Below are 20,324 nucleotides of genomic sequence, written 5' to 3'. Positions count from 1 at the left end.
TCGGCGGCCCCTGCCTGCTTGACCTCGGCGTCGGTCCAGCCGTCGCCGACCATGATGACCGGGGCGGTCAGGTTCAACGCGCGGATCGCCACGGCCTTGCCCCCCGCCTGCGACAGGGGATTGGCCTCGTCCACGCCCGTCACTCGCCCTTCGGCGTCGTAGCGCAGGTCGTTGCACAGCACCCGCTCGGCCGCGACGCCCAGACGTTCTGCGATGGGGGCGATGATCTCGCGGAAGCCGCCCGAGACGATGACCACCCGGTCGGCGTTATCCAGGAACCATTGCCGGTTGCGCCGCACCGAGGGCGTCCCCTCGTCCAGGATGCGGTCGGCCAGGGCGTCGACATGGGCGCGGGTCAGGGGCAGCAGAGCCAGCCGAGAACGCAGGGCGGCGCCGAAGTCGATGTCCCCCGCCATGGCCGCGTCGGTCAGGCGGCCGATCTGGTCGCGGACGGCCGGGGCGTCGGCGACGCCCGCCAGGGCCAGGTCGGCCAAAGCCTCCAGGGTCTCGATCCGCACCAGGGTGGAATCGAAGTCGAACACGAAAACGGGGCGGGCGGTCATGCGACCAGCCTGCCCCGCCTTCGCAGTCGCAGCAACCGCCTTAACGGCGATCAATCATTGACGGATCAGGCCCCGAAGCCGGCTGTCCGGCCGTTTGGCGTCCAGGGCCGCCGCGCCCACCGCCGCCGCTATGGTCGCCAGGGCCAGAAGGGCGCCGCCCTCCCTGGCGTGATCGCGGGCGTAGTCGCCAGCCTCCCGTGCGTATCGCCGCGCCGTCTTGCCGTGCTTTTTCATGGCCTTGCGCGAGGATTTTCGCGTATCGCGCCACCAGCGGTCGGAGCGGTCACGCGCCTCCTCGCCGAAATCGGACGCGCGCTCCCCCGCCTCGCTCAAGCCCTGGCGGACGCTGTCGGCCAGGCCGCCGAAACGGTCGCGCAGATCGTCCGTGTCGATCCAGCCGCGCGGGTCGAACCGGCCGCGGATGCGCTCGAACCGCGTCGGGCCGCTGCGCTGATTCAGCAGGACGGCGGCGATGGCCGCCAGGGCCACCAGCGCCAGGGCGCCGCCGGTCACGCCGGGGTGTTTGCGGGCCTCGGCCAGGACGCTGAACTGTCGGACCATGGGATAGTGAACCTCTTCGTCGAGGCCGTCCTCGGTCGGGTCGTAGAGCCCGTCGTCGAACGGCTGGTAGGCGGAATGACGATCCCGCATCAGCGAAGGAGCGAACCGGGCGAAAAGAGGTTCCGCCAGACCCGGCAGGGCGGCGTAGAAACTGGCCGCCAGCCGCCCGCCGCCGCCCACGGTGATCTCGCGGATCGGATGGCTGGCGCAATACAGGATGGTGTCGGCCACGACATGGGTCGCATAGACCGGCTGGGGGTTGTGCACCGCCTGGCCGGTCAGGTTGCGGGCGTGGCGGTTGTAGGGGGTGTCCACGGCGCCCGGCTTGACCAGGCTGAGGGCCACCGGCGCCTGTTCGCGGATCAGCTCCATCCTCAGGGCGTTGGTGAAGCCCTTCACCGCATGTTTCGACGCCGAATAGACCCCCTGAACCGGGATCGGCGCATCGGCCAGGATCGAGGCCACATTGACGATGGCCCCGCCGCCGGACCGGTCGCGCAGATGCGCGGCCGCCACCAGGGAGCCGTTGACCACGCCCCAGTAGTTGGTCTCGAACAGCCGCCTCTGGTCCTCCAGCGTGGTGTCGCGGATGGGGCCGTAGATCGACACCCCGGCGTTGTTGACCCAGGTGTCGAAGCCTCCGAACAGCCGGATGCATTTCTCGGCCGCCTCGGCCAGGGCGTCATGGTCGGCGACATCGGCCACGGCGTAGGCGGCGCGCGCGCCCTCGGCCTGGAGTTCCTCGGTCAGGCGCTTCAGGTCCTGTTCGCCCCGCGCGATCAGGAAGACGCAGGCCCCCGCCCGCGCGGCCCGCCGCGCCGTGGCCAGGCCGATGCCCGAGGTGGCGCCCGTGATGACGATGGCCTGCTGGTCCAGGGGCTTCAGTCGCGGCTTGGTCATGTCGTGCCTCTGCGGCCTCCTGCTGCGATCGGAACGGGGTGATCGGCGGGCCGGTTCCGGCGTCGCTTTGCATGCCCTGCCCCTGCCCCTTATCACGGACGGGCCGGGCGCCTATCTAGAACGAAATCGGTTTAGTTGGACGCAGGTCCAACTAAACCCAGATATTCGCTCCAGCAGAAACTGGACCATTGTTCTGGGTTCAGTCGATTCCGACTGAACCGAAAATGGTCTAGGCCGCTTCCCATTTTCCCCGCCATCGGAGCCTTCGTGACCCAATCTCCCGCGCCCGTCGACGACCTGGCCGCCGCCTTCCAGATCGAAGGCTGGCCCGTGCGCGGGCGACTGGTCCGGCTGGGCGCGGCGGTGGACGAAATCCTGTCGGCCCATGCCTATCCCGACCCGGTCGCCGGCCTGCTGGGCGAGGCCTGCGCCCTGGCGGCCCTGATCGGGTCCAGCCTGAAGTTCGAGGGCCGGCTGATCGTCCAGGCCCAGGGAGACGGGCCGGTGCGCTATGTGGTGGCGGACTACGACACCTCAGGCGCCCTGCGCGGCTTCTGCCGATATGATGCGGACGAGGTCGCCGCCGTCGCGAGCGGCCCAGCGCGGCCGGGGGCCCAGGCCCTGTTGGGCAAGGGGGTCTTCATCATGACCCTGGACCGCGGCGCCGATTTCGAGCGGACCCAGGGGGTCACCCCGATCGAGGGCGACAGCTTGAGCCTGTGCGCCGAACACTATTTCGAACAGTCGGAACAGGTCCCGACCAAGGTGCGCCTGGCGGTCGGCCGCATCGCCACCGCCGAGGGCGAAAGCTGGCGCGCAGGCGGGGCCATGATCCAGGTCATCGCCGCCGACGACGCGCGCGGCGAGACGGTCGAGGCGTGGGAGCGCAGCCGCGCCCTGTTCCAGACCCTGGCCGACGACGAGATCGTCGACCCGACCATATCGCCCGAAACCCTGCTGTTCCGTCTGTTCCACGAGGACGGGGTGCGGCTGGAGGACGCCCGCGTTCTGCGGGCCGAATGCCGCTGTTCGCCCGAGCGCATCGTCTCGACCCTGAAGGCCTTCCCGGCTGAGGATCGGGCCGAGATGGTCGAGGACGACGGCAAGATCCGGGTGACCTGCGAATACTGCTCCAAGACCTATGAGCTGGAGCCGACCGAGGTCGAACCCGCGGCCTGAACGCTTCAGCGCCCGTCCAGGTCCAGCGAATAGCCGGCCGAGCGGACGGTGCGGATCGGATTGACCGTGCCTTCCACGTTCAGCGCCTTGCGCAGGCGGCCGACGTGGACGTCGACGGTGCGGGCCTCGACATAGACGTCGCTGCCCCAGACGGCGTCCAGCAGCTGTTCGCGGCTGAAGACCCGGCCGGGGTGCTGCATAAGGTGATCCAGCAGGCGGAATTCGGTCGGGCCCAGGTGGACTTCGCGACCCGCGCGGCGGACCCGGTGGGCGACCCGGTCGATGACGATGTCGCCATGGGTGACCCGGTCGTCGGCCAGGCCGGGCCGGATGCGGCGCAGCACGGCGCGCATCCGGGCGATCAGCTCGACCATCGAAAAGGGCTTGGTCAGATAGTCGTCGGCGCCGGTGTCCAGGCCGCGCACCCGGTCGCTTTCCTCACCACGCGCGGTCAGCATGATGATCGGGATGTTGCGGGTCTCGGGCCGGCCACGCAGACGGCGGCACACCTCGATGCCCGACACCTTGGGCAGCATCCAGTCCAGCAGGACCAGGTCGGGGACCCGCTCGTCGACCTGGACCAGGCCTTCCTCGCCGTCGGCGGCGACGGCGACGTCATAGCCCTCCTTCTCCAGATTGTACTGAAGCAGGGTGGCCAGGGCGTCCTCGTCTTCCATCACCAGGATGTAGGGCTGCACGACAGTCTCTCCGAAGCTCTAACTCAGACGACAGGCAAGGTCGGGGTGGGGGCGTCGTCGCCCGGACGCGGCGTGAAGCGCGGACGGTCGCCCGCCATCTCCTCGCCCGTGATCTCATAGTGGATGGTCTCGGCGATATTGGTGGCGTGGTCGCCGATCCGTTCCAGGTTCTTGGCCATGAACAACAGATGGGTGCAGGCGCTGATCGTGCGCGGATCGCCCATCATGTAGGTCAGAAGCTCGCGGAACAGGCTGTTGTAGTGTTCGTCCACCTCGTCGTCCGAGGTCCAGACCGCGACGGCCCGGTCCAGTTCAGAGGCGGTGTAGGCGTCCAGAACGTCGCGCAGCCGGTTGGACACCAGCTTGCCCATCCGTTCGATCGAGCGGGTCAGGACCTGCATCGGCTCGCCCTCGGCCAGGACCAGGCCACGCTTGGCGATGTTCTTGGCCAGGTCGCCGGTGCGTTCCAGATCGACCGCCAGTTTCATGGCCGAGAGGGTGCGGCGCAGGTCCGAGGCCACCGGCTGGCGCAGGGCGATAAGGCGGATGGCCTTGCGTTCGATGTCGCGGTGGAAGGCGTCCAGCTTGGCGTCGCGCTCGATCACGGCGCGGGCCAGGGCGACATCGCGGCGGGCGACGGCCTCGATGGCGTCGGCGACCTGGGCCTCGGCCAGGCCGCCCATGCGGGCGACCTCGGCCGTGATCTGGTTCAGTTCGTCGCCATAGGCCTTGACGGTGTGCTGGTTCATCCGAACCGTCCGGTGATGTAGTCGAGCGTGCGACGCTCGCGCGGATTGGTGAAGATGTCTTCGGTGTCGCCCGTCTCGACCAGCCGGCCCATGTGGAAGAAGGCCGTCCGCTGACTGACCCGTGCCGCCTGGGCCATCGAATGGGTGACGATGACGATGCAGAACCGCTCGCGCAGTTCGTCGATCAGCTCCTCGATCCGGGCCGTGGCGATGGGGTCCAGGGCCGAGCAGGGCTCGTCCATAAGGATGACCTCGGGGTTGACCGCGATGGCGCGGGCGATGACCAGCCGCTGCTGCTGACCCCCCGACAGGCCGGTGGCCGACTGACCCAGGCGGTCGGCCACCTCGTCCCACAGGCCGGCGCGCTTCAGGGCGTTCTGGACCACGTCGTCCAGTTCCGACTTCGACGTCGTCAGGCCGTGGATCTTGGGTCCGTAGGCCACGTTTTCCCAGATCGATTTTGGGAAGGGATTGGGCCGCTGGAACACCATGCCGACCCGGGCGCGCAGCAGCACCGGATCCACGCCCCGGTCGTTGACGTCCTCGCCGTCCATGTCGATGCGGCCGGTGACGCGGGCGTCGGCGATGGTGTCGTTCATGCGGTTCATGGTCCGCAGGAAGGTCGACTTGCCGCAGCCGGACGGACCGATCAGGGCGGTCACCGTCTTGTCCTGGATGTCCAGGCTGACGTCGAACAGGGCCTGTTTGTCGCCATAGAAGACCGAGACGTCGCGCGCGGCGATCTTGACCGGCGCCACGACGCGCGAGGCGGCGGGCGTTCCGGAATCCATGCCGTCGGCGGCGCGATAGATGCGGTTGCTCATGGGCTTACCACCGACGCTCGAAGCGTCGCCTCAGGATGATGGCGGCCGCGTTCATCACGATCATGAAGGCCAGAAGCACCATGATCGCGGCGGCCGTGCGTTCGTGGAAGGCCCGCTCGGAGGCGTTCTCCCAGATATAGATCAGCGACGGCAGGGCCCCCGCCGGCTGGTCGATGGCGGCCGGCACGCCGGGCACGAAGCTGATCATGCCGATCAGCAGCAGGGGCGCGGTCTCGCCCAGGGCGTGGGCCATGGAGATGATGGCGCCGGTCATGACGCCGGGCATGGCCAGGGGCAGGACATGGCCGAACACCGCCTGGGTGCGGCTGGCGCCCATGGCCAGGGCGGCCTCGCGGATCGAGGGCGGCACCGCCTTCAGCGACGACCGGGTGGCGATGATCAGGGTCGGCAGGGCCATCAGGGCCAGGACCAGCCCCCCGACCAGGGGACTGGCGCGCGGCAGGTGTGCCCAGTTGATGAACACCGCCAGGCCCAGCAGGCCGTAGACGATCGACGGCACGGCGGCCAGGTTGTTGATGTTGATCTCGATCAGCTCGCTGATCCGGTTCCGGGGCGAGAACTCCTCAAGATAGATGGCCGCTCCGACGCCCAGCGGAATGGCGATCAAGGCCGTGACCAGCAGCATCAGGGCCGATCCGACCACCGCGCCCAGCACCCCGGCCAGCTCCGGCTCGGTGGAATCGCCGCGCAGGAACAGGGCGCTGTTGAAGCGGGCGCTGACGGCGCCTTCGGCCTTCAGCCGGTCCAGCCAGTCCAGTTGGGCGTCCGACAGACGGCGACGGTCGGCGGGCACGTCCCGGCTGATCTGGCCTTTCAGATACAGGTCCGCGTCGTCCGACAAGGGAACGGTGACGGGCGCCGTCTCGCCGATCAGTCCCGGTTGGCGCGCCACCATCTCGGCCATCTGGAAATTCAGTTCGGCCGAGAACAGCGACCGGGCGGCCCGGGCCTGGGTTCCCGCGGCGTCGTCCCGGATGTTCCAGCGGGCCAGCAGCTGTTCGGCCGCCATCTGTTCGAAATTGGAGCCGGCCGGATAGGCGCGGTCGATGCGGGCCGGGTCCAGATAGACCGGCGCCGAGACGGTGTGGCTGTAGAAGGCGGTATAGCCCTGGGAGACGATGCGGCCCAGCAGCAGGGCCAGGAAGACCAGGGCCGCCAGGATCGCCAGCCGGCCGTACCAGCGGAAGCGCGTCTCGCGCGCATGCCGGCGCTTCAGCCCGGCGGCCAGGCGATCGCGGGTCGCCGGTCCGGCGACCGAGGGGATTTCGACGGCCTCAGTCATACTGTTCCCGATAGGCGGCGACGATGCGCTGGGCGACGATGTTCAGGGCCAGGGTCACCAGGAACAGGGTCAGGCCCAGGCCGAAGGCAGCCAGGGTCTTGGGACTGTTGAACTCCTGATCACCGGTCAGAAGGGTGACGATCTGCACCGTCACCGTGGTCACCGTGTCCAGCGGATTGAAGGTCAGGTTGGCGGCCAGGCCGGCGGCCATGGTCACGATCATGGTCTCGCCGATGGCCCGCGACACCGCCAGCAGGAAGGCGCCGGCCACCCCCGGCAGGGCGGCGGGCATCAGGACGCGCGAAATCGTCTCGGACTTTGTGGCGCCCATGGCCAGGGACCCGTCCCGCAGCGACTGGGGCACGGCGTTGATGATGTCGTCCGACAGGGACGAGACGAACGGGATCAGCATGATGCCCATCACCGCCCCGGCGGTCAGGGCCATCTGGTTCTGCACCAGGGCCAGATACTGCCCGATCCCGTCCAGCGGCCCGCCGATCAGCCAGCCGCCGATGGTGTTGAAGAAGACCCGCAGCGCCGGCCCCACGGTCAGGGCGGCGAAGAAGCCGTAGACCACCGTCGGCACGCCCGCCAGGATCTCCAGCAGCGGCTTGACCATGGCGCGGGTCCGGGGCCCGGCGTATTCCGACAGATAGATGGCCGAGAACAGTCCGATGGGGCCGGCCACGATCATGGCGATCAGCATGATCAGCAGGGTGCCGGCGAACAGGGGCACGGCCCCGAAGGCGCCCGACGAGCCCACCTGGTCCGCGCGGATGGCGATCTGGGGGCTCCAGCGGGTGCCGAACAGGAATTCCCCCACTGGCACCGACTGGAAGAAGCGCCAGGAGTCAAAGACCAGGGAGGCGATGATCCCGACCGTGGTCAGAACCGCGACGGCCGAACAGGCGAACAGGCCGATCACGATCCAGGCCTCGACGCTGTTGCGGGCGCGGAACTGGGGGCGGATGCGGGCGAAGGCGACCAGGGCGCCCAGCAGGGCGGCGGCGCTGACGGCGCCGGCCAGGGCCAGCATCAGCCCCTGATGGACGCCCGCGATCCGGCGTCCGGTGGTGGTCAGTTCCTGGGCCAGGGGCGCGGTCCATATCTGCTGGGCCGGCTCTCCGGCCCCGACGCGGCGGGCGTCGCTGTAGAAGGCCGCGCGCTGGAAGACCGGCAACTCGGCCACCGCCGCGGATTCCTGGGCCTGGATCAGGCCGGCCGAGACGCCCGGCAGGGCCAGCTGGCCGAGGATCAGCACCGCCAGGGCGGGCGCCACAGTCCAGATCATGGCGAAGGCGGCGTATTGGCCGGGGCGCGAATGGCTGACTTCACCGCGCCCGCGACGCGCCGACAGGACGCGCCCGCCCGCATAGGCCAGGGCGCCCGCCAGCAACAGGATCAGGGGAAAGAGCCAGGCCATCTGAATCCAGGGCGCGACGCGCCGAAAACCGTCAGCCGGACAGACTCGCCCGTCCGGCTCGCGGCGGAAACTGCCCGCGATTGGTCAGCGGATTAAGACGGCGCCGTGACAGTTCTGTTACGTCGCGGGGTCCGGCGTCTCGGCGCGGGCGGGGGCCATGGGAAACCAGGCGACGAAGGCCGTCCCCTGCCCCGGCGCGCTGGCCACCGCCAGGCCTCCGAGGTGGCGGTTGACGATATGCTTGACGATGGCCAGGCCCAGGCCGGCGCCCTCCCTGGGGCCGCTCTTTTGCCCTTCGACGCGATAGAAGCGCTCGGGAAGTCTGGGCAGGAATTCTCGCGCCATGCCTGGACCGTGGTCCCGCACCGTGACGGCGGCGAAGGCGGCGCCCCGGACACGGTCGGGCGTGACCAGCGGCAGGCGGCTGAGGTCGTCGATCCGTTCGGCCGCCATCTCGTCCGCCGTCAGCCCGGACCGGACGGTCAACTCCACCACCCCGCCAGGGGGCGAGTATTTCAGGGCGTTGTCGACCAGGTTCTGGATGACCTGGATGATCTCGTCGCGGTCTCCGACGACGGAGACGCCCGAGGTTTGGCCCGACAGGCTCAGGCCCACGCCCTTCTCCCGCGCCAGGATGGAGACCGCGTCGATGACGTCGGCCGCCGCCCGCGCCAGATCGACCCGGCCGGACGGCGGGATGTGTTCGTTCAGTTCGATCCGGCTGAGCGACAGCAGGTCCGAGACCAGCCGCCCCATCCGCTCGGCCTGGGCCGACATGATGTCCAGGAATTTCTCGCGCGCCGCCTCGTCCTGGCGCGCATGGCCGCGCAGGGTCTCGATAAAGCCGCTGAGCGACGCCAGGGGGGTGCGCAGTTCGTGGCTGGCGTTGGCCAGGAAATCGACCCGCATCATCTCCATGCGCCGGGCGTCGGTCTCGTCGCGCAACACCAGCAGGGCCAGGGGCTGGCCGGCCGGATCATGCGGCAGGGGTCGGCTGAAGGCCCGCCACACCCGGTCGCGCGCGCCGCCCGGCGTGTAGTCCGTGACCCGCGCCAGCCCGCCGAACAGGCTTTCATCCACCGCCTCCAGCACCGAAGGGTCGCGAAGGGCGGACAGCAGCAGGCCCCCGCCCGGCGGCAGGCGCAACAGGTCGCGCGCGGCGGCGTTGGCGGCCAGGACGCGTCGGCCGGCCAGATCGTCCGGCTCGCCGCCGCCGACCACCAGCACGGGATCGGCCAGGGCTTCGAAGGCTATATCCAGAAGCCCCGGCGCCGGTGCGGGCGCGTCGGCCGTGGCCACGACGGCCGCGGGCTCGACGGTCGCCGGTCGGCGATTGACCATCCAGGTCAGCACGGCGGTCGCCACGGCCCCGGTCAGAAGCAGAGGCGCGGCCTCATGATGAAGAACCGCCGCCCCGATCAGGACCAGCACGGCCACCCCGCCGCTGGCCCCCGCGGTCCAGAGGCGCGACCTCAGGCTGGGCGCGACCGGCGAAAGGGGCTGTTCGTACGGCATGGCGCGACCGGTCCGGCGAAGGGGCATAAAAGACGGCGGTTCGCCAGTCCCCACCCTTTTTTCACCTCTTTGCGACAAGAGTTCCACCCTGAAACGGGGGAATACACTTGGACGGACCGGCGATCAGTCTGGTTTATCAGCACGATCTGGGCGCCCTGATCCCGGCCTCGCTGCTCTGCCTGTTCGGCTTCGTCGGCTGCCGCCTGATGCTGGCCCACGCGGTGCGGACGGGGCATGCGCGGCGTAATGGCGTCCTGGGCCGCTGGGCCCTGGGCGCCGCCCTGGTGGCGGGTCTCAGCGCCTGGGGGGCGCAGCTGATGGCCCTGATGGCCTTCGACGCCGGCATGCCTGTTCATTATGACCCCATCGGCATCGTCGCGGCCCTGGGCGTCTCGGTCGGGGCGGTCTTCCTGTCGTTCCATGTCTGCAGTGAAGGCCAGCCCATGCGGATGCTGGCGTCCGTCGCCATCCGCTCGGTGGGCTATCTGCTCATGCATGTGCTGGCGGTCTGCGCCCTGCGCACCGGCGGGATCATCCACTGGAGCATGGAGACCCTGGCCCTGGCCTTCGCCGTCCATCTGGCGCTCAGCCTCGAGGGCGCGCGGTTCCAGGCGGATGGAAAGCTGCTGGGCACGGTCAGCGCGGGGATAACCGGCTGGGCCGGGCTGACCGCCCTCTATCTGATCTCCATGAGCGGCTTCTGGATCTCGCCGGGCGCGCCCGACGCGACGGTGATGGACGGGCTGAGCCGCGGCGACATGCTGACCTGGGCGATCGGCGCGGTGATGATCCTTTGCGCCGGCCTGGGAGGGGTTGCGGCCGCCGCCTACTGGTCCCGATCCAAGGCCCTGCACCACCTGCGGACCGCCATCGAGGCCATGCCCGACGGCCTCGGCTTCTATGACACCGAGGACCGGCTGCTACTGTGGAACGACCGCTATGTCGAGGTGAACGCCGAGATCGCCCGTGTCTTGAGACCCGGCGTTTCCTTCATCGAATTGCTGCAGGAAGGCCTGCGCCAGAACCTCTACGCCCATGCCGTGGGCCGCGAGGCGGAATGGCTGGCCGAACGCCTGGCGGCGCGCCGCGAGGCCGCCGGCAGCTTCGAACAGGAGATCGGCGGCGACCGCTGGCTGCGGGTGCAGGACCGGCGAACGTCGGACGGCGGCACGGTGACCATCGTCACCGACATCACCGAATTGAAGCAGGACGCCCGCGACTTGGCCGAGGCGCGCGACGTGGCCGAACAGGCCAACCGCTCCAAGAGCCAGTTCCTGGCCAATATGAGCCACGAGATCCGAACGCCCCTGAACGGCGTCATCGGCCTGACCGAGGCGCTGGGCCGCACGCCGCTGAACCCCCAACAGCGCGAGATGCTGGACCTGATGGCGTCTTCCGGGCGGACCCTGCAAACCCTGCTGGGCGATATCCTGGACCTGGCGCGCGTCGAATCCGGGCGGATGCAGCTGGTGGACGAGGCCTTCGACCTGGCCAAGGCCGTCCAGGAGGCGGGGCAGCTGTATGAAGCCACCGCCCGCGAAAAGGGGCTGGGCTTTGTCGTCGATATCGCGCCCGAGGCCCGCGTCTGGGTTATGGGGGATGTTGTCCGGCTGAAACAGGTCCTGACCAACCTGGTCTCCAACGCCGTCAAATTCACCGACACCGGCTTCGTCACCCTGAGGGCCGAGGCCGGCCCGACGCGCGCCGGCGCGCCGACCTTGCGGATGACGGTCGAGGACACCGGCATCGGCTTCGATCCGGAAACCCGCACCCGGCTGTTCACCCGGTTCGAACAGGCCGACGGCGGCATCGCCCGGCGTTTCGGCGGCACCGGCCTGGGCCTGGCCATCTGCCGCCAGCTGGCCGAACTGATGGGCGGCGATCTGGATTGCGAGAGCGAGTTGGGCGGCGGGTCGGCCTTCATCCTGACCCTGCCGCTTCAGGCCGTCGCCGCGCCCGAGACGCCTGAGACGCCGGAGATCGTTCCCGCCTCCACGGCCGCGATGGCCACGGCCCCCTTGCGGGTGCTGCTGGCCGACGACCATCCGACCAACCGCAAGGTGGTCGAGCTGGTCCTGGCCGCCGCCCGGGTGGAGCTGGTCTCGGTCGAGAACGGCGCCCAGGCGGTCGAGGCCTTCGCGGCCGGAACGTTCGACCTGGTGTTGATGGACATGCAGATGCCGGTCATGGACGGCCTGGCCGCCACCCGGGAACTGCGCCGGCTGGAGGCCGCCGGCGGCCGGCCGCGCGCGCGGATCGTCATGCTGACGGCCAACGCCCTGCCTGAACATGTGGCGGCCGGTCAGGCGGCGGGCGCCGACGGCCATGTGGCCAAGCCGTTCAACACCTCCGAACTTCTGGCCCTGGTGTGCGCGCCCGCGGCCGGCGAGGCGGCGAAGGCCGAAGCCGCCGCCTGAGGCCCCGCCTATTCGTAACCGTGCGCCGCCTCGTTGATGACCTGGCTGGGCATGTTCGAGAAATCGACGGCGACCGGCTGGGCCAGGGTCTTCTGGAAGGTGCCGATGACGTGGGTCAGGCGCCGGCGCACCTCGCGCTCGGCCTCGGTCCCCGCATCGACGTTCAGCGGCGCCAGGCAGAAGTCGATGATGGCCTGGGTGTTGGTCAGGGGCTGCATGGTCCTGTCTCCTGTCGGGTTCACGCCGCCGCGAACTGGGCGGTTTCGGTGGAGTCCTTCAGCGCCGTCGTGGACGACTGGCCGTTCGAGATGACGGTGGCCACGGCGTCGAAATAGCCGGTGCCGACCTCGCGCTGGTGACGGGTGGCGGTGTAGCCGTCGGCCTCGTTGGCGAACTCGCGCTGCTGCAGCTCGGAATAGGCCGCCATGCCGCGGTCGCGGTAGCCGCTGGCCAGTTCGAACATGCCATTGTTCAGGCTGTGGAAGCCGGCCAGGGTCACGAACTGGAATTTGTAGCCCATGGCCCCCAGTTCGCGCTGGAACCGGGCGATGGTCTCCTTGTCCAGCTTGGCCTCCCAGTTGAAGCTGGGCGAGCAGTTGTAGGCCATCAGCTTGCCGGGATGAGCCTTCTGGATCGCTTCGGCGAAGCGGCGGGCGTCGTCCAGGTCGGGATGCGACGTCTCCCACCACAGCAGGTCGGCGTGTTTCGCATAGGCCAGGCCGCGCGCGATGCAGTGATCCAGGCCCGAGCCGGGCTTCAGGCGGAAAAAGCCCTCGGGCGTGCGGCTGTCGCGGTCGATGAAGGGGTGGTCGCGTTCGTCGATGTCGCTGGTGATCAGCTGGGCCGATTCCGCATCGGTGCGGGCCACGGTGATCGTCGGCGCGCCCATGACGTCGGCGGCCAGGCGCGCGGCGATCAGGTTGCGCTCGTGCGCCTGGGTGGGGATCAGCACCTTGCCGCCCAGGTGGCCGCACTTCTTCTCGCTGGCCAGCTGGTCCTCGAAATGGACGCCGGCGGCGCCCGCCTCGATGAAGGCCTTCATGATCTCGAAGCTGTTCAGCGGCCCGCCGAAGCCCGCCTCGGCGTCGGCCACGATGGGGGCGAACCAGTCGCGTTTCGCCCCGCCCTCGGCATGCTCGATCTGGTCGGCGCGCTGCAGGGTGCGGTTGATGCGGCGGCACAGTTCGGGCGCGGCGTTGGCCGGGTACAGCGACTGGTCCGAATACATGGCCCCCGCCGTATTGGCGTCGGCCGCCACCTGCCACCCCGACAGATAGATGGCCTTCAGCCCCGCGCGGACCATCTGCATGGCCTGGTTGCCCGTCACCGCGCCCAGGGCGTTGATGTAGGGCTCGGAATGCAGCAGCTCCCACAGGCGGCTGGCGCCGCGTTCGGCCAGGGTGTGGGTGATCGGGACCGAGCCGCGCAGGCGCAGCACGTCGTCCGGCGTATAGGGGCGCTCGATCCCGTCGAAACGCCCCGCCGGGGCCGGAACCAAATCGGCGAAAGTGGTCATGGTCGTGCTCGTTCCCTGTTCGCGGCGGCGCGCGCCGCCTTCGACAGGGATCAGAACACGTCGAAGTCAAAACCAGCACCCATATGCGGCATGAATTATAGTCCAATAGTCATAATGTGACTTTGCATTGTCAGTCATATTGTGACATGCTGCCCACATGGATCGAGGGGCCGATCACAAGCTGTTCCTGGGCGGCCGGCTGAAACGGCTGCGGCGCCAGCTGTCCCTGACCCAGACCGCCATGGCCGGCGATCTGGGCGTCTCGCCCAGCTATTTGAACCATATCGAGCGGAACCAGAGGCCCCTGTCGGCGCAACTGCTGCTGCGCCTGGCCCAGACCTATGATGTGGACCTGCGCGACTTCACAGCCGCCGGCGGCGACGCCAGCGAGGGGGCGATGGTCGAGGCCCTGGCCGATCCCCTGTTCCAGGGCCTGGCTGTGCCCCGTCACGAGGTGGTCCAGGCGATCCAGGACCAGCCCGCCCTGTCCGACGCCTTCCTGCGGCTGTACCGCGCCTTCGCCGACCGCCGGGCGCGCGACCCGGACGCGCCCGACCCCGACAGCCCCGCCGACTGGGTGCGCGAATACATCCAGGCGCGGAAGAACCATTTTCCCGAGTTCGACACTCTGGGCGAGGCCCTGGCCCAGACGCTGGAGGCCGAGACCCCCGGCGAACCGTTCGAGACCCGCGCCCGCGCCCGCCTGCTGGCCCGCCATGGCCTCAGCGTCCGCACCCTGCCGGTCGAGGTGATGGTGGAATGGACCCGGCGGTTCGACCCGCACCGGGGGCGGCTGTTGTTGTCGGAAACCCTGGGGCCGGCGTCGCGCGCCTTCGCCCTGGCCTATCAGCTGGCGGCGGTCGAACAGGCGGCCGAGATCGAGGCCGCGGTCCAGGCGGCCGCCCCCCCGCAGGGCGCCCGCGGCCTGTTGAAGACCGCTCTGACCAACACCCTGGCTGCGGCGATCCTGATGCCCTACCGCGCCTTCCACGCCCTGGCGGAAGACAGCGGCTATGACATCGCCCGGCTTCAGGCGCGGTTCGGGGTGTCGTTCGAGCAGGCGGCGCACCGGCTGACCACCCTGTCGCGGCCCACGGCGCGGGGCGTGCCCTTCTTCCTGATGCGGGTGGACCAGGCAGGGAATGTATCCAAGCGGTTCGCGGCGGGGGCCTTTCCCTTCTCGCGCTTCGGCGGCGCTTGTCCGCGCTGGCGGCTGCATTCGGCGTTCCGCACCCCCGGCCGCATCGTCACCCAGATCGTCGAGACGCCCGACGGCGTCCGCTGGTTCACCCTGGCCCGCACGGTGGAGCGGCAAGGCCAGGACGCCTTCACCGAGGGCCACGACCTGGCCATCGGCCTAGGCTGCGAGCTGTCGCAGGCGCGGCGGCTGATCCATGCGCGGGGTCTGGATCTGGCGTCGCCCGAGGTCACGCCCATCGGCCCGGCCTGCCGCCTGTGTCCGCGCCATCCCTGCGCCGAGCGGGCCGCCCCGCCCATCGACCGGGCCCTGGCCGTCGACGACTGGGCCAAGTCGATCAGCCCCTATCCCTTCGCGGCCGGGTGACGCCCTACCTCAGGTGCGGATGGCCGGCGATCATGTCGAACGGCACGCCGGCGCGCTGGAACAGCCGTCCGATCACCACGGCCGGATCATCGGCCCCCTGGTCCAGCAGGCGTTCGACATCGGCCCGCAGCGCCGGATCGCCCGAAGCCCGATCCAGCCGGTCCAGCCACTCGGCGCGGCTGAGGACTCCGTCAGGATTGTCCGCCGTCAGGCCCCGCACCAGGACGAAGACATCCTGGCCGGAGGCCGCCTCCAGCGTCAGCCAGAACACGGCGCCGCAGGCATAGTAGGCGCGATGTTCGCCCCTCTGCCCGGCCGAGGCGACGCCGCGCCGGGTCGACAGGTCGATGCAGTCGTCGACCGAGTCCTGCAGCCGGGCGCGCGGATCGCGCGCCGGGTCCAGGGCCGCCAGGCCGCGCACCGCCATCAGGTCGGCGCCGCCTTCGGTGATCCAGGCGTCGCGGGCGAATTCGTAGCGCAGTCCCTGGCTGCCCAGCCAGAAATGGGCCGCCTCGTGCGCCAGGAACCAGTGGGCCAGTTCCAGCACCTGGTCCGAGGCCGACAGCACCCCCTCGCCCTCGAAATCTATGACGATCAGATTGTCCAGCACGCTGCCGGCCATGCTGGACAGACCGCCGGTGGGCCCGGCCCAGCTGACCATCACCAGCGGCCGCTCCCCGGCGCGAGGGCCGATGCGGGCGGCGTAAGCGGCCATGATCCGGGGGGTGAAGGCCTCAAGCTCGTCATGCAGCCAGGCCGGCAGGCCGGGATCGACGATGGTGGCGATGTCGGGGGTTTCCTCCACCGCCGCGCGGCCGAACAGGACATAGGTTTCGGCGTCCGCCGCCGTCGCCTCCGCCACCCTGTGTCCGCGAAACAGGACCGGTCCGGCCCGGTCGCGCCAGGTCACCTCGGTCAGGCCGCCGGCCACCTCGACCCCGTTCAGGTCGGCCGGCAGGTCGGCGGCGGCCTGGGCCCGGTCCAGGGGGATCAGGTCGAACTGTTCGGAGAACAGGGCGACCGCCCCGTCCGAAAAGACCAGGAAGGGCGAATATTCCGCCTCCAGATCGCCGCTGAACGGCCGCAGGGCGATGCGGATGCGGCGCGGCAGGGGCCGGCCGTCCCGGCTTCTCAGCACGTCATAGTCGCCGATGCGGACGATCTCGACGCCAGGCGTCTGGACCGTCCAGCCTTGGGGCCGCCAGGGCCGGCGTCCCTCGCGCATCAGGGCCGAGACGGCGAAGGCGAAGGCGGGCCGATCCAGCGCAAGCTGATAGTCCGCGGTCCAGCGGTCGCCGTCACGGGTCACCGCGACCCGGACGATGGTGTCGGGCCCGTCCGACTGGGCGCACGCCGGCGCCGCGCCGACCAGGGCGACGAGCATGAGGGTCAGGAGAAGAAGAGGGCGCATGCGGGTTTCCTTGCCGGACCGCACCCTGAACGGCGAAGTCGGCGGCGTCACCTTAAGGACGGCTCAGCTTCGTGACCGATCCAAGGCGCGGCGGGCGGCGGCCAGTTCCTCGGCCATCACCGTCTTCAGACGGTCGGGCGCCAGGATCTCGACCTGGTCGCCCCAGGTGAACAGGTGCCAGGCCAGTTCGCGCATGCCCGAGGCGCGGAAGCGGACCACCACCGACCCATCGGCCTGATCCTCCAGCACCTGGGTCGGATGCCACCGCCAGCCGCGCGCCTCATCTGCCCCCTGCGGGCTAATGCGCAGGGCCACATCCTCGATCTGGTCCTGATAGATGCCGAACGACTGGCTGGCGAAGGCGCCCAGGTCGAAGTCGGCGGGCGGCGGGGCGTGGCCGTCCTGGGCCTCGACGCCGCTCATCCGGTCCAGGCGGAAGGTCTGGACCTTGGCCGTCTCGCGGTCGGCGGCGACCAGATAGTTTGCCCGCCCGAACATCAGGCCGCAGGGCGCCACGCTGCGCCGCCTGGGCTCGGCGCCCGGCCGCGAATACAGGAAGCCCAGCGGGCTCTGGGCCAGCAGGGCGTTGCGGATCTCGGCCAGCATGGCCTCATCCGCCGTCGGCCGCGGCCCGGCCTGGACGGCGATGGTCTCGGCCCGCACCAGGGCCTCCAGGTCCGGGGCCAGCCGGTTCAGGGTGGTCGAGCGCATGGCCGCCTTGACCTTGCGCTCCAGCCCCTCCAGCGCCGCGGCCCGCGCGGGCTCGCCCGCCGTCCGCAACACCTGCGCCGCCTTGGTCAGCTCCAGCATCTCGGTGGCGGTCGGCGCCTGTTCGAAGCCGTTCAGCCCGCCCCGGATGCGCCACCGCTTGGTCGGCGGGTCCGACACCTCTTCCGCCAGAGGGAACAGCATCAGGACCGCATCGCGCATCCGCTCCGCCGTGCGCCGACCCACCCCCGTCTCCTGCGCCATCTCGTCCAGGGTCAGGCCCTCGGCCGAGGCGGCCATGCGCCGCGCCAGTTCGATCAGCAGAACCGCCTTGTCGTGCCTCATGCCCGGCCCCCGAAAATGATACGACCGTTTCTGGCGCAATGCCGCAGCATTGTCCACTCATCGGATCACCGACAAGACCCGGAGACATTCCATGGCCCGCCGTTTCGCCCCCGCCGCCGCCGTCAACGCCAGCCGCTATCTGATCGTGCCCTGCGAGGCCGAGGGCTGCGCCGACCTGGCCGTGATCTGGGACCGGCTGGAGGAACAGGTGGTCGATGTCATCTCGGCGGCGGCCCAGGTGCGCTACACCGAGGAAGACGCCCTGTGGGACGAGGCGCGCGGCGGCTGGGAGGCGGCCGACCTGCGACTGGCGGCCTGAGGATCAGTCCGGATGGCGCGCCCGGGTCGAAGCCGCCGATTTCACGGCCAGTTCCCGCACCACGTCCAGGTCGATCTTGTTCAGGTCCGTGACATAGACGCAGGACACGCTCGACTTGTGCGGCCCCATCCTGGCCATCAGCGCCTCCCGCTCCGGAAACTCGGGCGCGAAATAGAGCACCAGATTGGCCTTTCGCGGCGAGAAGCCGTGCAAGGGCCATTCCCCGGTCGGCCCCCGATAGCGGCCATAGCCGATGATCGAAGGGCCCCACATCACCGCCGTCTCGCCACTGACCTCAGTCAGCAGGTCGTGGATCACCTGGGCCTGAGCGCGCCGTCTGGGGTTTTCGACGGCGGCGATGAAATCCGCCACCGAGGCGTCGGTCGGCCTGGTCTTGGGTTCTGAGGCCATGTGCGGCTCCTCTGCGCGATCACCTTAACAGGGCCGGGCCTCGAAATCGCGCCGGTTTCACCCTAAATGGCGGCGATGACGCAGATCGAGCCGTCCTGTCCGATCCCGACCATCGCCCCCATGAGCGCCGACGGCGACATGGATGCGGCGATCGCGGCCGCGCGCGCGGCGGTCGGCCTGCCGGTCGGATCGCGCGTCGTGGCGGCCATGTCGGGCGGGGTGGACTCCACCGTCGTCGCCGCCCTGCTGCACAAGGCGGGATACGACGTCGTCGGCGTGACGCTGCAGCTCTACGACCACGGCGCGGCCCTGAAGAAGAAGGGCGCCTGTTGCGCCGGTCAGGACATCCACGACGCCCGGCTGGCGGCCGAGACCCTGGGCATCCCCCACTACGTCCTCGACTACGAAAGCCGGTTCCGCGACGCGGTGATCGACCAGTTCGCCGACAGTTACTTGCGCGGCCAGACGCCCGTGCCCTGCATCCGCTGCAACCAGACGGTGAAGTTCCGCGACCTGCTGGATGTCGCCCGCGACCTGGGGGCCATGGCCATGGCCACCGGCCACTATGTCCGCCGCGCCGTCGGCGCCGATGGCCGCAGCCAGATGCGCAAGGCGATCGACCACAGCCGCGACCAGTCCTATTTCCTGTTCGCCACCACGCGCGATCAGCTGGATTTCCTGCGCTTTCCCCTGGCCGACCTGGAAAAGCCCCAGGTGCGGGGCGTCGCCGCCGAACTGGGCCTGAAGATCGCCGCCAAGCCGGACAGCCAGGACATCTGTTTCGTGCCGTCCGGCGACTATCGCACCCTGATCGACCGGCTGCGGCCGCAAGGCCGGGCGCCGGGCAAGATCGTGCATATGGACGGCCGCGAACTGGGCGATCACACCGGCATCACCGGCTACACCATCGGCCAGAGGCGCGGGCTGAACGTGGCGGTGGGCGAGCCCCTGTTCGTCACCCGGCTGGACCCCGACCGTCGCGAGGTGGTGGTCGGCCCGCGCGAAGCCCTGCTGACCGCCGCCCTGACGCTGGAAGAGACCAACTGGCTGGGCGACCAGGCGACCATCGACGCGGCGGCGACCGAGGGCGCGGCCGTGCTGGCGCGCGTGCGTTCGACCCGTCCCCCCTCCCCCGCCCGGCTGCGGCTGGACGGAGACACCGTTCAGGTGGTGTTCGCCGACGGCGAGGAAGGCGTGGCGCCGGGCCAGGCCTGCGCCCTCTATGATCCCGCCGATCCCGACCGGCTGCTGGGCGGGGGGTTCATCCGGGACACGACCCCGGTTGTCTGACCCCCGGATTTCAGAGTCTCTGGCTTTGGCGTCGCGGACAGGTCTGCCCGCCGACTGGCTGTATCTGCGTGACCGGTTCCCGCGCAGCCGGTGGTCCGAACCGTCGCTGGGCCCCACGGCGGCCCACTGGCTTCAGATGCATCAGGGTTTCCGGGCCCAGGGCGCGCGGATGACCGGACTGACCGACCGGTTCCGCGCCGATCCGGCCGATCCGCACGGCCTGCATCAGGCCCTGATCCCGACCCTCCAGGCCTTCCTGCAGCATCTGGATGGTCATCACCGGGTCGAGAGCGGCCATTATTTTCCCGCCTTCCGCCGGATGGAGCCGCGCATCGGCGAGGGCATCGACCTGCTGGACCGCGACCATGACGCCGTCCACGCCCATCTGGAGGCCATGCTGGAGGCGGGTCGAGCCTTCCACCTGGCCGTGGCGACCGCCGCCCCGGACGCGCCCGGCGCGGCCCTGCGCCTGGCCGACGCCATCGAGGCCGCCCTTGCGCCCCTGACCCGGCACCTGGACGACGAGGAGGACATCGTCATCCCCCTGATCGCCCTGCGCGGCGTCGGCTGACGGCGTTCGCCGAAAAAGCGCGACAGTCTGCATCCGAAATGCTCAGGTGAAGCCTCC

The 20,324-nt window shown here is 69.9% G+C and carries 18 protein-coding genes and 1 pseudogene; 6 read left to right on the top strand and 13 right to left on the bottom strand.

The window, feature by feature from the left end; translation table 11 throughout:
• Positions 1–35 precede the first annotated feature (35 nt).
• A pseudogene (locus tag KF910_RS14290) lies at positions 36–563 on the bottom strand (HAD family hydrolase); the annotation flags it as partial.
• Between the two features lie 54 nt (positions 564–617).
• Positions 618–2,024 (bottom strand): SDR family oxidoreductase, encoded by a 1,407-nt coding sequence (locus KF910_RS09840; RefSeq protein WP_292261259.1) that lies wholly within the window; start codon positions 2,022–2,024, stop codon positions 618–620.
• A gap of 267 nt (positions 2,025–2,291) precedes the next feature.
• Here KF910_RS09840 and KF910_RS09835 point away from each other — a divergent pair, with 267 nt between their 5' ends.
• Entirely contained in the window at positions 2,292–3,203 is a 912-nt protein-coding gene (locus KF910_RS09835) for an Hsp33 family molecular chaperone (protein ID WP_292261257.1), read from the top strand.
• Between the two features lie 5 nt (positions 3,204–3,208).
• Here the strand turns inward: KF910_RS09835 and phoB are convergent, their stop codons facing one another.
• From phoB to KF910_RS09805, 6 genes are all read right to left on the bottom strand, one after another.
• Positions 3,209–3,901 (bottom strand): phosphate regulon transcriptional regulator PhoB, encoded by a 693-nt coding sequence (gene phoB, locus KF910_RS09830; RefSeq protein WP_292261254.1) that lies wholly within the window; start codon positions 3,899–3,901, stop codon positions 3,209–3,211.
• A gap of 23 nt (positions 3,902–3,924) precedes the next feature.
• On the bottom strand, positions 3,925–4,650 hold the full coding sequence (gene phoU / locus KF910_RS09825; protein WP_292261251.1) for a phosphate signaling complex protein PhoU: 726 nt from the start codon (positions 4,648–4,650) through the stop codon (positions 3,925–3,927).
• Entirely contained in the window at positions 4,647–5,441 is a 795-nt protein-coding gene (gene pstB, locus KF910_RS09820; protein WP_292261307.1) for a phosphate ABC transporter ATP-binding protein PstB, read from the bottom strand. The genes phoU and pstB overlap by 4 nt, the downstream gene beginning before the upstream one ends.
• Before the next feature lie 37 nt (positions 5,442–5,478).
• Positions 5,479–6,777 (bottom strand): phosphate ABC transporter permease PstA, encoded by a 1,299-nt coding sequence (pstA, locus tag KF910_RS09815; protein ID WP_292261248.1) that lies wholly within the window; start codon positions 6,775–6,777, stop codon positions 5,479–5,481.
• Complete coding sequence (gene pstC / locus KF910_RS09810; protein WP_292261246.1) at positions 6,770–8,200, bottom strand: phosphate ABC transporter permease subunit PstC; 1,431 nt, start codon at positions 8,198–8,200, stop codon at positions 6,770–6,772. Before pstC ends, pstA begins: the two co-directional genes overlap by 8 nt.
• Positions 8,201–8,317: 117 nt before the next feature.
• Positions 8,318–9,715, bottom strand: coding sequence for a sensor histidine kinase (locus KF910_RS09805; RefSeq protein ID WP_292261244.1), 1,398 nt, complete (start codon positions 9,713–9,715; stop codon positions 8,318–8,320).
• 107 nt (positions 9,716–9,822) lie between these two features.
• Between KF910_RS09805 and KF910_RS09800 the strand changes: the two genes are divergently transcribed.
• Positions 9,823–12,132 carry a hybrid sensor histidine kinase/response regulator gene (locus KF910_RS09800; RefSeq protein ID WP_292261241.1) on the top strand — a complete coding sequence of 770 codons (2,310 nt, stop codon included), beginning with the start codon at positions 9,823–9,825 and terminating at the stop codon, positions 12,130–12,132.
• An 8-nt stretch (positions 12,133–12,140) separates the two neighbouring features.
• On the opposite strand, the gene KF910_RS09795 is transcribed toward KF910_RS09800, so the two are convergent.
• Both KF910_RS09795 and aceA read right to left on the bottom strand, forming a co-directional pair.
• The gene (locus KF910_RS09795) at positions 12,141–12,350 is read right to left on the bottom strand and encodes a hypothetical protein (protein WP_292261240.1); all 210 of its coding nucleotides are present in this window, start codon (positions 12,348–12,350) and stop codon (positions 12,141–12,143) included.
• Positions 12,351–12,370: 20 nt separating this feature from the next.
• Entirely contained in the window at positions 12,371–13,648 is a 1,278-nt protein-coding gene (aceA, locus tag KF910_RS09790; protein ID WP_292261238.1) for an isocitrate lyase, read from the bottom strand.
• Positions 13,649–13,805: 157 nt separating this feature from the next.
• On the opposite strand from aceA, the gene KF910_RS09785 reads away from it, so the two are divergent.
• Positions 13,806–15,212 (top strand): helix-turn-helix domain-containing protein, encoded by a 1,407-nt coding sequence (locus tag KF910_RS09785; RefSeq protein ID WP_292261236.1) that lies wholly within the window; start codon positions 13,806–13,808, stop codon positions 15,210–15,212.
• Positions 15,213–15,216: 4 nt separating this feature from the next.
• On the opposite strand, the gene KF910_RS09780 is transcribed toward KF910_RS09785, so the two are convergent.
• Positions 15,217–16,623, bottom strand: a complete 1,407-nt coding sequence (locus KF910_RS09780; RefSeq protein WP_292261234.1) for a hypothetical protein — start codon at positions 16,621–16,623, stop codon at positions 15,217–15,219.
• Between the two features lie 63 nt (positions 16,624–16,686).
• Complete coding sequence (locus tag KF910_RS09775; protein WP_292261232.1) at positions 16,687–17,676, bottom strand: helix-turn-helix transcriptional regulator; 990 nt, start codon at positions 17,674–17,676, stop codon at positions 16,687–16,689.
• Positions 17,677–17,767: 91 nt separating this feature from the next.
• Between KF910_RS09775 and KF910_RS09770 the strand changes: the two genes are divergently transcribed.
• Positions 17,768–17,995, top strand: a complete 228-nt coding sequence (locus KF910_RS09770) for a hypothetical protein (RefSeq protein WP_292261230.1) — start codon at positions 17,768–17,770, stop codon at positions 17,993–17,995.
• Positions 17,996–17,998: 3 nt separating this feature from the next.
• On the opposite strand, the gene KF910_RS09765 is transcribed toward KF910_RS09770, so the two are convergent.
• Positions 17,999–18,406 carry a DUF1801 domain-containing protein gene (locus KF910_RS09765; RefSeq protein ID WP_292261229.1) on the bottom strand — a complete coding sequence of 136 codons (408 nt, stop codon included), beginning with the start codon at positions 18,404–18,406 and terminating at the stop codon, positions 17,999–18,001.
• Between the two features lie 66 nt (positions 18,407–18,472).
• Here KF910_RS09765 and mnmA point away from each other — a divergent pair, with 66 nt between their 5' ends.
• Both mnmA and KF910_RS09755 read left to right on the top strand, forming a co-directional pair.
• Positions 18,473–19,696, top strand: coding sequence for a tRNA 2-thiouridine(34) synthase MnmA (gene mnmA, locus KF910_RS09760; RefSeq protein ID WP_416354697.1), 1,224 nt, complete (start codon positions 18,473–18,475; stop codon positions 19,694–19,696).
• A 25-nt stretch (positions 19,697–19,721) separates the two neighbouring features.
• The gene (locus KF910_RS09755; RefSeq protein ID WP_292261227.1) at positions 19,722–20,267 is read left to right on the top strand and encodes a hemerythrin domain-containing protein; all 546 of its coding nucleotides are present in this window, start codon (positions 19,722–19,724) and stop codon (positions 20,265–20,267) included.
• Positions 20,268–20,324: the final 57 nt, after the last annotated feature.

Origin of the sequence: Brevundimonas sp., from assembly GCF_019636155.1 — a bacterium.
Taxonomy (GTDB): Bacteria; Pseudomonadota; Alphaproteobacteria; order Caulobacterales; family Caulobacteraceae; genus Brevundimonas.
The sequence above is the reverse complement of the archived record's forward strand: the minus strand, read 5'-3'. Positions and strand labels throughout refer to the sequence as shown.